The sequence below is a fragment of the Mesorhizobium sp. LNHC232B00 genome, assembly GCF_000502435.1.
Classification (GTDB): Bacteria; Pseudomonadota; Alphaproteobacteria; order Rhizobiales; family Rhizobiaceae; genus Mesorhizobium; species Mesorhizobium opportunistum.
Genome location: NZ_AYWP01000021.1, coordinates 1 through 15,016, shown reverse-complemented (window position 1 = coordinate 15,016; position 15,016 = coordinate 1). Strand labels below are relative to the sequence as shown.

Below are 15,016 nucleotides of genomic sequence, written 5' to 3'. Positions count from 1 at the left end.
TCGAGCAGATAGAGTCTGTTCGATACGCGCTCGGAGACTGTTTCGAAAGTTGCTCTGGCGCCATCAGATGGCCGCCGGAGTGACTTTCCAAGCAGTCTCTTGAAGGGGGATACTTCATGACGCTCGTCCAAAAGCTTGCCTTTGCCTATGCTTTCCTGTTCTTCGGCGTCGTCGCCATCGGCTACATACCGGCCTTCAATGACGCCAACGGCAATCTGTTCGGGCTGTTCTCGCTGCAATGGTACGACGACCTGCTGCACGCCTTCTCCGGCGTCTGGGCGCTGGCCGTCGCCTTCATCTCGCACCGCCAGGCGGTGTTCTATTTCAAGCTGTTCGGCTCGGTCTATCTGTTCGACGGCGTGCTCGGGCTGATCACCGGCTCCGGCTGCCTTGATGCCGGCATCTTCATCAACGGTTTCCGCTCCCTCAACGACATCGAATTTCCCGCCCGCTTCTTCGCAAACCTGCCGCACCTCGTCATAGGCGGCTTCGCCGTCTATGTCGGCTTCTGGCTGTCGAAGCGCATTTACGACCACTTCGCCACGGCCTGACCGGCCATGTTTCTGTTCCGCTGGCTGAAGCGCATCATCAAGACGATCCTTTGGCTGATCGTCATCATCATCCTGATCCCGATCGTCGGGCTGGCCTATGGCTTCCTGACGACGCCGTCGCTCGACAAGACGCCATTGCCCGGCATTGCCGATGGTGCGCCGCCCAAGGCGCTGGCCGACAAGGTCCGCACTGAGATCCCCGGCTACCAGCGGCCGGAGGAATCGACCTTCCTCACCTACCCGGAATGGGCGATCGTCTATGCCGCGCGCGAATATGCCGGCTTCGTCGCCAAGGACCAGCCGAGCGGCTTCCCCTACTGGTCTTATGTCGGCCGCTTCTGGCAGGACTACGCCATGGTGATCCGCGCCGGTTCTGCCTACAAGTTCAACTATGCCAACCATCAGATGCTGGTCATCATCGGCACCAGCCACTCGATCGAGCACATTTTGCAATGGGCCTATGAGAACACGGTCGGCCGCATCACCGAGGCGACGACGGCCAAGCGCACCGCGGCCGACATCTACCAGGCCAAGGTGGCGGCCGAGTACGCCGCTTTCCTCGACCAGGTGCCGTGGTACCAGTTCCCCTATGCGCAGAAGCGCGCCGGCCTGTTTGCCGTGCAGCCGGCACCGGGCGACAGTTCTATCCGCACCAGCGAACGCAAGCTCGCCTTCGGTCTCGCCGACACCATCAAGCAGGGCTATGCCGACCTGATCGCCAAGGCGCTTGCCGCGACCTCCGACCCGGCCCTGCTCGACATCCACGTCTGGGCCAAGGGGCCGGTCGGCGAAGCGACACGCAATGAGCCAGACACCTTGCTGGAACGCGACTATGGCATTGACGGCACCGTCTTCGTCACCAAGCGCTATCAGGTGTTCACCGACATGATCCCGCGCCTGATCGACAAGGGGGTCTCCTTCGTCGAGATCGGCGGCAATGACGAGATCATGGTCACCATGCTGTCGACGGATGCGATCGCCGTTCCCGAAGGCATGCGCATCCTGTTCAGCTACCCGCTGCCGGCCGATCCCTCGATGCGCCGCACCGGCATGGTCGTCGCCGTGCGCAAGCTGCACCTTGTGCTGCCGTCGCTGATCAAGGCCGGCGCGAAACTCGAACACGTCTACGATTACTGACAGGGGGACGGCGGCCGGGGCGACAGGGAACCGCGTCTCTGTTGCAGAATCGACACCCGGTTGATCTTTCGGACACCACGCCACGCTCAATCCACAATCGCGGCCAAATCCCGCCTTGTTCGCGCGCGATGAAACGCTTCCATGTCGCCCAAAGCGGAAAACGGTTTGGGACCGTGACATGGCACCTGAATCGGTTGCCGGGGCATCTCGAAGGGACAAGACCGTGATCAAGACCGCCCTTGTCGCCATGACCATCGTCGGCTGCGACTGCGACGCCAAGCTGTGCGAATATATCGGTGAGACGCCGGCCAAGTGGTCGACCATCGCGGAGTGCGAATCCGCGATGAAGAGCCAGATCCTGCACGAGCGCAATTTCAACTATCCGCTCGTCTCCGGCATCTGCCGCACGAAGGGATCGTCGTCCTCCTCGCAACTGGCGGCCATTGCATCCCGTCCGGAACTGAAGCCCGCCAGCAGGATCGTCAAAACCCAAAACCCGCTGCCGCCGGAACTCAGCCATCGGCCGAGCGTTCCGGTCGGCTCGCCGACGACGGCCCTGGAAGCAGCAGCCGCCCGGCCTGTCGCCTATGAGCAGGTGGTCGATGGTGGCACCGGCGTGCTCTACCGCACCAAGAACGGCTACGCCGTGGTCAAGACCGATCTCGGACGCGCCGCATCGGCGACCGCGGACGCGGCCAAACGCTCGGTGAACTGGCTGACCGGCCTGATGCCGACGGGGCTGTAGGCTCGAACGTCGCGCTCTACGGCGCCTTCCTCACAAGAAGTTCTACCTGGCCTACGCCACCCCGCTCAGCGCCTTGATGGCGCGGTAGAAGGTCGAGGAAAACAGCTCCGTCGGGTCATAGCGCCGCTTTGCCGCCAGGAAGGCCGGCAGTTCGGGATAGGAGGCCAGCAATTCCCTTGCCGTGTAGTGCAGCTGGTAGGGCAGGAAGAAACGCCCGCCATGCCGGATCGTCACGTCGATCAGCGCCCGCGTCAGCGCCCGCATTTTAGCGTTGCCGTCGGCATCGGTCGGCTGGTTGATGTAGAGCACCAGCGAATAGGCCGGCTCCGGTGCATAGGTCAGCGCCAAATCCTCCTTGTGGACGATGCGCACCGACGCGTTGAGCACAGGCAGGTCCTGGTTGCGCAGGATCTCGCGGGCCTCGGCGATGAATGGATTATACGCCGCGCGTGGAATAAAATATTCGTGCAGGATGTCGGTCTCATCCACCAAATCGTTGAAGAGATAGGGCACCGAATCGTGCATCGGGTTGTTGCGGGTGACGAGGCAGGCCTCGCCCTGCGCCATCGCAGCCGTGCGCGCCACCGTGCAGCTCTCGAATTTCGGCTCCAGCGTCTTTTCGGTGAACCATTTCAGCTCCTGGAACAGGCTGCCCTGCTTGGCCAGGTTCATGATCACCCGCTTCAGCCCGACACCCTCCGGCTCTCCGATCTCGGGCTGGCCGGCCGGCGGCTGCTCGGCCACCTTGTCGTAGCGATAGACAATCATGTCCTCGAGGAAATTGCCCGGCGCCGTCGACAGATGGCCGTAAAACAGGCCGATCCCCCTGTTCGGCTCCAGCACCTCGGCAAAGAATTTCGGAAAGTCGTCGGATTTGATGATTTCCCGTGAGGTGCGGTAGACGGCATTGTCGACGATATCGAGCGTCGCTTCCAGCACCACGCCGAACAGGCCGTAGCCGCCGACGACATGGCGGAACAGCTCGGTGTTCTCGCTCGGAGAGCAGGTGATCACCGACCCGTCGGCCAGCATCACCCGCATCGAGCGGATCGAACCGGCAACCGAACCCGCCTGATGGTCCATGCCATGCGCGTTGACGGACAGCGAGCCGCCGACGGAGAAGATGTCGGTCGACTGCATCGACTTCACCGCGAAGCGCGGATGCAGCATGTTTTGGATGTCGTGCCAGCGCGCGCCCGGCTGCACCGTCATGGTCCGGGCCGCCGCGTCGACGGTGACCTTGTTGAACTTTCTGAGGTCGAGCACCAGCGCGTTGTCGTCGAAGGCGTGGCCGCCCATCGAATGACGGATGGCGGCCAGCGAGACTTTCAGCCCGTTGTCGCGAGCGAAGGCCAACGCCCTGGCGATATGGTCCTCCTCGCCGACCTCGACCACGCCATAGACCGGCGTCCTCGACAGGCCGCTGGCATCATTGATGTCGCCGCCTTCGGCCGACCAGGGCAGCGCAGGATCGAAGGCCGGCGCGTTCTCGAGCGGCTTCAGCGGCAGGGCAATGCCGTCGACCTCTGCGATGCGGCCGGCATTCTTCGGTCCGGAAGGCCCGCGCGCCAGCCGCGCCATGGTGGTTCCGCCCCACAACACTGCGCCGCCGGCCACCGCCGCACCCAACAGCAGCCGCCGCGACAGGCGAAACCTTTTTTGGTGCTCGGCCATGAATATCCCCCGTTGGCCAAGGGATAGCGCGGCCTTTTGGCAAAAACCATAGCGGCTGTGCCGGAACGGCGTTCCGGCACCTTCTCCCCGAAATAATGACGGGGAGAAGGCAAGTGCTTGAACGTCGGCGGCTTTTACGAAGCCTTCTTGATCGACGTCACCATGCCGGTCTTGTCGTCGACCGTCACCGCCACCTTGGCGCCAACCTTCAGCTTCCCGACCGCCGCGTCCGGCGACAGCTGGTAGATCTTGCCGTCGTCGAGCGTGATCGACTTGGTCGTCGCGTCGACCGACTGGATGGTGCCCTGAACGGTCGCGGCATAGGCCGTGCCGAGGAAGGCGAGCAGGGCGGCGGTGGTTGCGAGGGTCTTCTTCATCGGTAAGCACTCCATGCTGTTTCAGTTCTCGCCCGGTGTCGCCTTGGGAAACGACGGCACCGAACGGCCTGAAACTGAGCGGAAAGCATGCCAGCCGCAAATCACGTTGGGTGAATTTTCGCAAAGCAATTCATAGGCTTAATTCCGACACATTGCCTGCGGCTGAGGTGACCTCTTGCCGCTTTGGCGCTTCCCGGCAAGCGCGCTCCGTCCACGAAAAGAGTCACTTGGCCGATTGCGGCGAGCGATGTCCGAACACCATGCTGCCGCCGCAATCCTCGTTGGGCCGCTTCACGAAACCACCCGCTGGCTTTCCAGCCATACAAGTTTTGTTTCACCGATCGGCACGAAACCTCTACCTTAGCTCGCGCTATGGTTGCAAATTCGAAATGAGTGCACGAGAATATCGGCAGCCAGAGGGGGGCGTGATTCCATGAAGTTTGTATTCCGGACCATAATATCGCTGCTGCTGGCGCTTGGGCCCGGGTCCGCCTCTGCGCAGGACGCGGACTCGGATGGCGACAAGACGATCATGTTTACCGAGGACGACCCCGAGATGGCAGCAGCGACCGCGAAGGCGCTCGCCAGCCTGGACGAATTCCTGGCGTTGTCCGAGGCTCCTCCGTCCGACACGGAGAGGTTCAAATTGAAGGTCAAGGTGCGCGACGGCAACGTCACCGAGCACTTCTGGGTCATCCCGTTCCGGCGCACCGAAACCGGCTTTGTCGGCATATTGGCGAACCAGCCGGAACAAGTGCGCAATGTCGTCCTCGGCCAGAACATAGAATTCACCCGGGGCGATATTTCCGATTGGGGTTATACCCGCGATGGGCGGCAGGTCGGCGCCTTCACCGTCTGCGTGATGTTCAAGAAAATGTCGAAGGAAGAGGTGGACACCATGCGCGACAGATACGGTTTCGATTGCTGACGGCCAAGCTCGGCTAATCCGCCGCGTTCTTCGCGCCGATCTTGCGCACCAGCGCTGCCGTGGCCAACATGGCGCCCATATCCGATATCATCGGCGCGACGTGCCTGTTGTAGTCGAGCGGAACCGAAATATCCGGCAGCTCGAAGAAGTTCTTCGCCTGCGGCAACAGCAGGAAACCGTCGCCGCCATTGAGCGCGACGCGGGCCGGATCGTCGGGCCAGGTTTCGCCCAGCCATTTCAGTGCCTGCGCCAGCCGACCGGTCACCAGCGGCCGCGCCGCCTCGACATTGTCGGTGCGGAACTCGTAAGCCGCGTCGAGCAGGGGCTCACCCGACGACAGCTCCTGCATCCTGGCCGTCAACATGCCGCGGAAAAAGCCGATGACCGCGTTGGTGCGCCGCGTCGCCACCAGAATTCCAGGGAACGGCTCGATGGCCTCGAAGGCAACGATGACGCCCTTGAAGGCCGTCGATGAGCCCTTGCCCGTCCCTTCCCGCAATTCCGCTTCGTAGAGCTCGAACGGAAACTCGTCGTAGCGGCCGGAAATGACATCGTCGAACGCTTGCCGGTTGAACGGCCCGACCGCCTCGCGCGGCAGCCGGTCGAAGGAGTTTGGCCTGCCGCCGTGCTGGTAGCGCACATCGCGGATGAAGCCGAAGATAATGGGCAGCAGCGTCTGGCGGAACGATTGCTGCAGCCGGGCGGCCGGCTTCATGGCCTGGAAGTAGAGCAGGCTCGAAGCCGCGAATCCGACGGCATAGAGGAACACATGCGGCGGCGAGAACCATTGCTCGTTTGGGTCGGCGACCTTGTTGAACAGCCAGGTGAGCACGACGACGGCGACCACGACCAGGCCGACAAACACCGGCACACGCCAGCGCACCTGCCGCGCCACCGAGGCCCGCGCCGCCTCATAGCTCTCGATGTCTTTCCGGATGGCGGCGGTAGCCGTCTCACCAGGCATGAAATCCGCTGTTTCCATCGCCAACCCCCGCAAGCTATGCTGGCATGATAGCTGGTTTTGTTGGAGCGACGCCAGACGGATGGCACTTCTCCTTCTCCCCTTGTGGGAGAAGGTGGATCGGCGGGTCAGCGCCGAGACGGATGAGGGGTGTTCCAGCGGAATGAGACGCTGGTGTTCCCTGGAACACCCCTCATCCGGCCGCTTCGCGGCCACCTTCTCCCGCAAGGGAGAAGGGAAAACCGCACTCAACCGCCGTTCGACCCTTTCCCTCAATGTTCTCTCCAAACCTTCCACCGGCACCAGCCGCTCGTGGTCCCTGCTCCGCAGCCTCACAAAGGGATGCAGCCTATACGAGACAACCATCCCACGCGTCCCGACATCGGCACTGATATCGACGACGAAAATCCCGCCAATGCGCCCCGGCCATGGCTGGTGGGCAAGGGCGGTGCCGAGGAAATCGCCAAGCCCGTAAGCGACGACCGTCTTCCCGACCCGCTCCACCGGCTGCACGACATGCGCGTGGTGGCCTGCGATCAGGCCGACGCCCTGTCCGGCCAGCCGCCTGGCAAGCGCTCGCGTTTCGGCGCGTGGAAAGTGCCGGAACTCCCAGTCCCAATGCGGCACGGCGCAGAGGAGATCGCAACCGTCACGCGGCCAGCCTGCCGGGTCGCTGCCCATCGAGACGCGGCCGGCGAACAGATCTTCATCCGCATTGCGCCACAGCGTGAAGGCGGCAAGGCCGACGGTCAGCGGTCCGGCTTGGACAGGCTGCACCGGGCCATTGGCCGCCAGTCCGATGGTGCGGATACCGAGCCGCTTCAGCGCCGCCACCGTATCGTCGAAGCCGGAGACGCCCTGGTCGAGTACATGATTGTTGGCCAGCGACAGCACCAGTTTTTCGCGGGCGATACCGACCGAAGACAGCGCCTCGGCCAGCAATCGCTCGCTCATCGCATGATGCGTGCCGAGCTTGGTGCCCAGAACGGCGCTGGGCCTGTCCACGACAGGGCTTTCGCAATTGCCGATCACCAGATCGGCAGCACCTAGCAGCGCCTTGATGGCCGGATCGCAGTCCGGCGCGCTGCGATTGGCCACTGCCGAGATATCGCCGATGAAGGCCAGCCGCACAGTCCGCTTCGGTGGCGGGTCCACCAACGTCGCAGCCGCAGGCGCAAACCCGCCGGCATCGCCGCCGAGCGACGGCTTCAGGAAACGCGGCAGCCAGGACAGCTTGTAGGAGAGCGGATAGTTCGACACGCAAAGCCCAATCGTTTGCCCTGTGTAGACCGTCCGCCGGACAGGTTGAAGCGCGGAGGCCGACATTCGTGTATGGTCGCCCGCAACACCGCGTGGGAGGGAAAGAATGACACGAATAGCAAGCCTGCTGGCATCCGGCTTCATGATGGTTCTTCCCTTATCCTTTGCCAGCTTGTCTTCTGCCAGCGCCACCATGCCCGAAGCGGCAACCGCGCTGTTCGAGGCCAAGACCGTCGCCGCGCGCGACGGCGCGCTGTCGACGCTGGAGGCCGCCGCGCCGAAAGACCCGGCATCGGCCTATGCCGCCGGCGCCGGCGAATTCTTCACGGCGTTGGAGCTTCTGGCCAGCGGCCTGCACCGCCATGGCTTCGAGAGCCCGCAATCCTTCATGCTGCCGCTGATGCAGCTGCCGGTGCCGGACAATCCCAATCCCGAGCCGCTGACCTACGAACAATTCCGCGCCATCCTGGTCGCCTTCCGCGACCGTCTGGCAAAATCCGCCGCGACACTGGGCTCGGTCCCCGCCGAGGCTGACATCGGCATGGTCATCGACCTTACCCATGCCGGCATCGACCTCAACGAGGACGGCACGATCGCGCCTGATGAAAGCATGGCCGCGCTGTCGCACGGCAGCATCCAGCAGGGCGACGCCGCACCCGCGCTGACCTTCCGCTTCGACCGCGCCGACGGTTACTGGCTCCAGGGCTATGCCGAATTCCTGATGGCGCAGGCCGATTTCTGGCTGGCGCATGATTTCAAGGGCACCTTCGACGGCTCCTTCCACATGCTGTTCCCGCGCGCCAAGCTGCCGCTGCAGGACATTCTCGTGCCGCCGCCGAGCGAGATGGGCTCAAGCATCTTCTCCTCGGAATGGCGCATCGCCGATTTCATCTCGATGGTGCACATGATCAACTGGCCAGTGGTCGAGCCGGAGCGCCGCAAGGCGGCGCGCCAGGAGCTGCTCGAAATGATCCGCCTGTCGCGCGAGGACTGGAAGGCGATCCGCGCCGAGAAAGACAATGATCGCGAATGGCTGCCCGGCCCGCAGCAGGAGGGCGAGAACCCGCTGACCGGTCTCGAAGTCGGCGAGGAGCAGGTGCAGGCGTGGCTCGCCACCTTGACCATGGCCGAGGATCTGCTCGAAGGCCGGGCGCTGCTGCCGCATTTCCGCATCACCGGCAAGGGCATCAACATGAAGCGCTTCTTCGACGAGCCGAGGCCCTTCGACCTCGTGCTGTCGATCACCGGCCCGGGCATCGCGCCCTATCTTGAAAGCGGCAAGATCCTGACCAGCAAGGATTTCGACCAGATCCAGCGTCAGTTCGGCGGCGGTGGATTTTTGACGTTCGCCCTATGGTTCAATTGACGGTCAAATATATCTTCAGTAGTTGATATATATTTAACTATCAATATTTGGAGAAACAATATTAGAATTGAACTCTACAGCGGCCGCAAGCTCCTCATCTGAAAATTCCGTGCTAAGACCGCCTTCTATTGACGTAATATAGTCGAGTAACTCAATAACCTTAGATTCCTCAAGGGCAGAGGCGGGCATACCTTCGTGCTTCTCAATGACTGCTATTATTTCAAGAGCAATGCGTCGGACGTGGGGGCTAGGAGCGCTATGATGCTCATCTTCAAATATATCCTTCCCGTATTCTTTAAAATACTTCGCCTGTTTAATATAACGAATCACATAGTACATAGAAGATCTTGCATCGGCTACGTCAACGGCATCGATCAGATTCTTGATATCTATCATATTACCCGATCCTGATTACATCAAAAGCCGACTGAGGAAGGTCAGCTACTATATACTCCAGAGACAGAGGGTTGGCTCTACTATTAACATCTATCCTTTTATAATACGGAACGGCCTCAAGCCTTGATATAACACAAAGCAACGGCTTGAATTGATGATCGAGAGCAATCTTGGAGATCGCATGTATCTCCTTCATTTCGTCGCTTGTTATTCTTCCTAATCTCGCCATATTCTCGGCGCCTTTTCTGATGCCCAATCTGTTCAATTTGATTTTTGTGCCATGCCGGTCTGCTCCGTCTATTTCCTTGAGAAAAGTGTTATATATCTCTAAAGGAGAGGAACTGGGCGGGACGGTGAAGTGGGGCGACTTGAAGTCTGACCCGAAATATGGGGTGCACCAAAGATAATGCAGCCCCTTATAATATCTCATATTTATATTGTACGCAACAGAAGTCATTGTTGAGTATAGTATTGGATTAGATATCTTATCTAGAGACAAATTACCTCCCCCATCGATTTTTCGGCCAGATCACGAATCTTTTCCAAAGATCGATAGAGCTAATGCCTATTTTCAGACGAGAACGCAATTATCACCAGCCAAGCCCCGAAAAGAAATTGCGAATTAATTGTAGAATAAAAGAGCGCTCATTTCTAGGCTTACGCCGAGCGCTTGAGAGTGGGCGTGCGAGTAGGCCCTTTTGGCGATACTCGTCAGAAAATCGCGCCCTGATAGAGTACCTGTTCCGCCTCCTCCGGCGCGAACCGTCTGGCCAGCGACCGAAACGCGCTGTGCACGCCGTCGCGGTCGATATTGCAGCTTCTGAGGTGCCGCACGGCCAGCGTCGGATCGAAGGCGCTGCGGCCATGCAGGACGCGCTGGTTGTCGAAGACCAGCACTTCGCCCGGCTGCAACTGGTGCTGGAACTGGTTCTGCGGATCGCAAATCAGCCGTGTCAGCTCGGCCAATGCCTCGATCAGGCCGTCGATGCGGTCTTCAGCCGCCCATTGCGGCGCCAGGCAGCGGTCATTGTAGCGGATGCCGGTAACCGCGCCTGCCGCATCGAGGCTGATGACATGCGACTCGGCGCTGAAGAACACCTCGCCGGCGTGCTCGCGGTGGAAGGTGACGCCGTGGCGCGTCAACAGCTCGAACAGGTCGGGCGTCCTGTTCCGCATCAGTTCGGCGACATGAAAGCCGTCGACCATCAGCGACGTACCGCCCGCGCCCGCACCGGTGCGGATGGCGTGGAAGAAAATGAAGCCGGGCGGCGCGTAGCGGAACGGCTCGTCCGTATGCGGGATCTGCGCCCGCGCCGTCTCGCCCGCCACCCGCGCATCCGGCCGCGAGATGAGATCGAACACCTTGCCGTAGCTGGTCTCGCGGATCGGCCCATAACGCTCGGCGACCCGCGCCGTTGCTTCCGTTTCGGCCGGAACCCGGGTCAGCATGGCGATACCGTGGTCCCTCAGCGCCCGCAGCGACTGGAACAGCGCTTCGTCGTCCGCCACCACCGCGTCGAAGGCGAAGCGGCCGAGCCGGGCAGTGAGATCGCTGTTCCACAGTTGCGGCTGGAAGCGGACCGGGCCTGAACCGCCGGCATGACTGGCGAGGAAAGCCGCGTCGTAGCGCGAGACATGCCCATCCTGCCAGATCGCGGTGACCTGCCCCGGCGTCGAGACATCGAAACTCCCGGCACGGACGGCCTCGCCGACATCGGCCGGCGTCAGCCACCTCTTGCCCGAGGCGGTGTCGCCGCATTGCTCGCATGCGCATGCAAGCCGCAGCCAGCGCGTCGAGAGTTTTGCCGCGCGGCCATCCGCCAGCTCGATGGCGATCCACCCGCCTTCGGCTCGCATGGCCCGGACCGGCATCGCTTGAGAGCCGGCAGATCCCGGCTGGCTTGCATGCTTTGGCGTGTCGAGCATCTGGTGTCCCCTGTGCTTTGAATTTCTTCGACCAGCCTAGGCAAGGAAAAACCGCTCTTCAAATGAGTTTCCTTCTCAAGCTTTTGAGGTAAACTCAAAACATGACAACGTTGCGGGACTTGCCGCTCTCCGGACTGCGCGCGCTGCTGGCCGCCGCCAGGGCCGGCAGCCTGACGCGCGCGGCCGAGGAACTGGGCGTGACGCCCGGCGCCATAGGTCACCAGATCCGGCAATTGGAGGAGCGGCTCGGCATCAAGCTGGTCCACCGCGAGGGCAACGGCATTGCCCTGACCCGCGCCGCCGAGGCCGCATTGCCCGACATCGATCGCGGCTTCGACGCGCTCGCCTCCGGCATGCGGCGGCTGCGCTTCGAACGGCGGGCCGAGATCTTCACCATCGCGGCCGATCCGTCCTTCGCCTCGCTCTGGCTGGCACCCCGGCTCAACAAGGTGCGGGCAGCGCTGGGCAGGCTGGATGTCCGCATCGTCACCTCCGTCGCGCACGATGCCATGCAGGAGGAAGGCGTCGACCTCGCCATCAGCTATCGCCGGGGTGCCGCCCCCGACCTCGCATCGCTCGACCTGTTCACCGAGCGGGTGATCCCGGCCTGCGCGCCCACCTTGGTACGCGGCCATATCAGGCCTGACGCGGCCGAGGTGCTGGACAGGATGCCGCTGCTGCACATCGACCCGACGATGGGCGACGACGTCTATCCCTCCTGGCGCGACTGGTTCGCGGCGGCCGGCCGCCAGCCGAAAGCCATCGACCAGGGCCCGCGCTTCGGGTTGACGATCGTCGCGGCACAAGCGGCGATCGCCAGCATGGGCGCGCTGCTGGCGAGCGAACTGGTTTTGCGGCGCCATCTCGAGCCCGGCCATCTCCTCGAGATCGCCCGTGACGTGCCGGCGCTGACCATCAAGCGCCGTCTCGTCTGGCCACGGCACGGTCCGAAGGCGCGCCGTGCCGCAACCGTTGCTGCCGAACTGGCTGAGATCGCCGACATCGGTATCGATGGCGCCCTGCCCGCGGTAAGCCTGCCTTAACGCGGAACCCCGTGCCGCAATGGATTGCCGACGAAGGGCCCGCGTGACGAACGTATCGTGGGCAGCATCCGAGGCGAGGAAGGCAATGGTGCCTGCTTCGAGCCGCAGCGGCGGATCCGACTTGGCGTTGCACCGGCTCCCAAAACGAGTCGATGGCCATCGCGAGACAGCCGTCCGGGCCAAGAATTTGTGGCAGGCGGGCAACAGTTTTTGACGGTGCCCAAGGCCTTCCCGACGCCACGCAACGAGCGCCCGCCATCGTGGCATGACCGGCCGAACAGCCACCCGCACAAATTAGCGAGGGCTGTTTTGCTTGACTTGCCGGACAAAAACGGGCAGCAAAACAGGATTGGAAGGGCTGCAATACCGCGTGCATGGTCGTGGACAAGCCTTTTTCGGCACAAAGTCCACGTCTCTCTGTTGGTTTTGAGAGGGATTGGTTAACCAACTTTGTCCATATTTTGAAGCAATCGGCAACTAACGACAGGCGCGGAAAACGCGTCGGGGACCACCTGGGATCACTCACAGAATGGTCGTCGCGGCTATCACAGCCGCGGACGTGGGAGCCGATTGGAGCAAGATTGGTGGCATGGCGTTCTTGAGTAGAAACATTGTCGGGGACACGCGTTGGGAGGGCGAGAATGCCTGCGACGCTCCACGTTCCTCATCCTTCACCCCTGAACGGATCGTCCGCTGGGTCGCCGTGCCCGGCGTCAGCGCTGCCGTGGGCCTTTGGCTGATCGGCACCATGGCCGGCCTCAGTTCGGTCGGCGCCTCGCTGTCGGCGACGTCGGGCGGCCTGCCGCAGACGCTGTCCATGCCGGGCTCGCTGGCGCTGGCCGATCCGCTGAAACAACATTTCCTGACATCCTCGGCGCCGTTCGTGCTGGCCAATGCCCATGGCGGCGCACAAGCCCTGCACGATCATGCCGTGCAATGCGGCGCCAGCTGTTTCAAGCTGGCCAGGGTGAGCCCCCACGCGGAGAAATCCGCACGCCTCGTGGCATCGGCAAAGCCGGCGGTCTTGAAGTCGAAGGCGCAGGAGCGCTTCGAACGCATGGAAGCATCGCTGTCGCCGACCAAGCTCGCGGCTGCCTTTGCCGGCGCCGGCAAGCCTGTCGCCACGGCCGACGCCCGCCCAGTGATTTCCAGCATCGGGGCCCAGATTACCCAGGCGTCGCTGGTGCCGTCCGTCCAGGTCGTGGCCAGCCTGTCGGACGACATTCCACCGCCCGCGGCGGAACGCTTCGCCCGAGCCGGCACCGGCTCGGTTGTCGTGCAGACCGCGCCGGCGCCGACGGGTTTTGCCCAGCCGGAGACGCCTGACAACGCGCAGCTGGCGCTCGCCCTCGTCCAGTCGATGCCGGTCGAGGACGAAGCCTTCGCCTCGCCGCTGCCGATGACCGGCGCCTCGGCCGATGTCGCGGTCGCGCCTGTCGAGACCCAAAAGGCGCAGCCCGGCGACGCCGCCTCGCTGCCGGACGCGCTCACCGACGACGTGCCTCTGCCGACCCGCCGGCCGCAATATGACGCGCCGCAGCAGCCCAAGGTGGTGGAACAGGACAAGGCCGTGGAGCAGGACAAGCCGGCTCCACAGCCCAAGATCGCGCAGCAGAAGCCGGCTCCCCAGGCAAAGCCGGCCCAACAGGCCAGGCAAGGCCGCCAAGGCGGCGACGTGCTGGCCTATGCCAAGCCGGACACGCCTTCGGGCGGCCTTGGCCAGGCGTTCAGAAACCTGTTCAATGGGCCGAGCGCCGGAAGCGGTGCCGGACACGGCGTTGCCGTCTATGACATCAGCGCCGGCATGGTTTACATGCCGGACGGCGAGAGACTAGAAGCGCATTCGGGCGTCGGCGCCATGACGGACCAGCCGCGCTATGTCAACCAGAAGAACCGTGGACCGACGCCGCCCAACACCTACAATCTGTCGCTGCGCGAGTCGCGCTTCCACGGTGTCGAGGCGTTGCGCCTCACCCCCGTCGATGGCCGCAACAAATACAATCGCGACGGCTTCCTGGCCCATAGCTACCTGCTTCGCGGCCGCTACGGACAGTCCAGCGGCTGCGTTGCCTTCAAGGACTATGCGCGCTTCCTCGCCGCCTACAAGAAGGGCAAGATCAAGCGCCTGGTCGTCGTGCCGCGCCTGAACGGATCGGCGACGCGGGTAGCATCCAACGGAAGCGGCGCCTGATCGGGATCGGACAGGCACGGGCCGTGGCTTTCTCCTCCTGACAGCCTTCTGTCAGGAGCCGCGTCTGGCGGCGTGCCCCGCCCCATCCCACTCTTTCCATTTTGGCCAAGACCTCCCATATTCGGGACATGGCCAGATCCCCCGACAAGAAAACGCCGCCGACGGCGAATGACGACCGCGCCGCGCCCAAGCGGCGCAGCCCGCTGACCGATTTCCTCGACGCCTCCGAACCTCTGCACAAAGGCGGCTTCGCCGAGATGCCGCAACCCGAGCTGTCGGGCACGCCGCTGACCGGTTCGATCGCCGACTGGGCCGAGCAGATCGAGCAGGAGGCGGAGAAGGAAGGGCGCCAGACCGGCAAGGGCGACGGCGGCAAATCGCCGAAACCGTCGAAGAAGATACCCGAGCGCTCCGCCGCCCCGGGCCGCACGGCGCGCGGCACCTCGATGGGCGGCGCGGCC

At 62.9% G+C, this 15,016-nt stretch carries 13 protein-coding genes and 2 pseudogenes; 8 read left to right on the top strand and 7 right to left on the bottom strand.

Annotated features, from left to right (window positions below):
- Positions 1–116 precede the first annotated feature (116 nt).
- The 3 genes from X743_RS146700 (at position 117) to X743_RS146710 (ending at position 2,433) form a co-directional block, all read left to right on the top strand.
- On the top strand, positions 117–551 hold the full coding sequence (locus X743_RS146700; protein WP_023767563.1) for a hypothetical protein: 435 nt from the start codon (positions 117–119) through the stop codon (positions 549–551).
- Positions 552–557: 6 nt separating this feature from the next.
- Complete coding sequence (locus X743_RS146705; RefSeq protein ID WP_023767562.1) at positions 558–1,688, top strand: hypothetical protein; 1,131 nt, start codon at positions 558–560, stop codon at positions 1,686–1,688.
- Between the two features lie 223 nt (positions 1,689–1,911).
- Positions 1,912–2,433, top strand: a complete 522-nt coding sequence (locus tag X743_RS146710) for a hypothetical protein (protein ID WP_023767561.1) — start codon at positions 1,912–1,914, stop codon at positions 2,431–2,433.
- A gap of 51 nt (positions 2,434–2,484) precedes the next feature.
- Here X743_RS146710 and X743_RS146715 read toward each other — a convergent pair whose 3' ends face one another.
- Entirely contained in the window at positions 2,485–4,107 is a 1,623-nt protein-coding gene (locus X743_RS146715; protein WP_023767560.1) for an FAD-binding oxidoreductase, read from the bottom strand.
- 134 nt (positions 4,108–4,241) lie between these two features.
- Complete coding sequence (locus X743_RS146720; RefSeq protein ID WP_023767559.1) at positions 4,242–4,484, bottom strand: DUF1344 domain-containing protein; 243 nt, start codon at positions 4,482–4,484, stop codon at positions 4,242–4,244.
- A gap of 433 nt (positions 4,485–4,917) precedes the next feature.
- On the opposite strand from X743_RS146720, the gene X743_RS146725 reads away from it, so the two are divergent.
- A complete protein-coding gene (locus tag X743_RS146725; protein ID WP_023767557.1) occupies positions 4,918–5,412 on the top strand; it encodes a DUF2314 domain-containing protein in 495 nt (164 codons plus the stop codon).
- Between the two features lie 13 nt (positions 5,413–5,425).
- Here the strand turns inward: X743_RS146725 and X743_RS0136655 are convergent, their stop codons facing one another.
- Together X743_RS0136655 and X743_RS0136650 are read right to left on the bottom strand one after the other, a co-directional pair.
- Positions 5,426–6,394: a DUF3137 domain-containing protein gene (locus X743_RS0136655; protein ID WP_031258139.1), complete on the bottom strand. Its 969-nt coding sequence runs from the start codon at positions 6,392–6,394 to the stop codon at positions 5,426–5,428.
- A gap of 213 nt (positions 6,395–6,607) precedes the next feature.
- Positions 6,608–7,633 (bottom strand): annotated as a pseudogene (locus tag X743_RS0136650) (CapA family protein); the annotation flags it as partial.
- A 106-nt stretch (positions 7,634–7,739) separates the two neighbouring features.
- On the opposite strand from X743_RS0136650, the gene X743_RS146730 reads away from it, so the two are divergent.
- Positions 7,740–8,999: a hypothetical protein gene (locus X743_RS146730; protein WP_031258116.1), complete on the top strand. Its 1,260-nt coding sequence runs from the start codon at positions 7,740–7,742 to the stop codon at positions 8,997–8,999.
- 33 nt (positions 9,000–9,032) lie between these two features.
- Here X743_RS146730 and X743_RS146735 read toward each other — a convergent pair whose 3' ends face one another.
- From X743_RS146735 to X743_RS146745, 3 genes are all read right to left on the bottom strand, one after another.
- Positions 9,033–9,395, bottom strand: a complete 363-nt coding sequence (locus X743_RS146735; protein WP_023767554.1) for a hypothetical protein — start codon at positions 9,393–9,395, stop codon at positions 9,033–9,035.
- 1 nt (position 9,396) lies between these two features.
- A complete protein-coding gene (locus X743_RS146740) occupies positions 9,397–9,894 on the bottom strand; it encodes a hypothetical protein (protein WP_156934484.1) in 498 nt (165 codons plus the stop codon).
- A 212-nt stretch (positions 9,895–10,106) separates the two neighbouring features.
- The gene (locus tag X743_RS146745; RefSeq protein ID WP_023767552.1) at positions 10,107–11,321 is read right to left on the bottom strand and encodes a TauD/TfdA family dioxygenase; all 1,215 of its coding nucleotides are present in this window, start codon (positions 11,319–11,321) and stop codon (positions 10,107–10,109) included.
- Positions 11,322–11,422: 101 nt separating this feature from the next.
- Between X743_RS146745 and X743_RS146750 the strand changes: the two genes are divergently transcribed.
- From X743_RS146750 to X743_RS01000000169300, 3 genes and pseudogenes are all read left to right on the top strand, one after another.
- A complete protein-coding gene (locus X743_RS146750; RefSeq protein ID WP_023767551.1) occupies positions 11,423–12,364 on the top strand; it encodes a LysR substrate-binding domain-containing protein in 942 nt (313 codons plus the stop codon).
- Between the two features lie 589 nt (positions 12,365–12,953).
- Entirely contained in the window at positions 12,954–14,555 is a 1,602-nt protein-coding gene (locus tag X743_RS146755; RefSeq protein ID WP_032923317.1) for a DUF2778 domain-containing protein, read from the top strand.
- 128 nt (positions 14,556–14,683) lie between these two features.
- Positions 14,684–15,016: pseudogene (locus tag X743_RS01000000169300) on the top strand (excinuclease ABC subunit B); the annotation flags it as partial.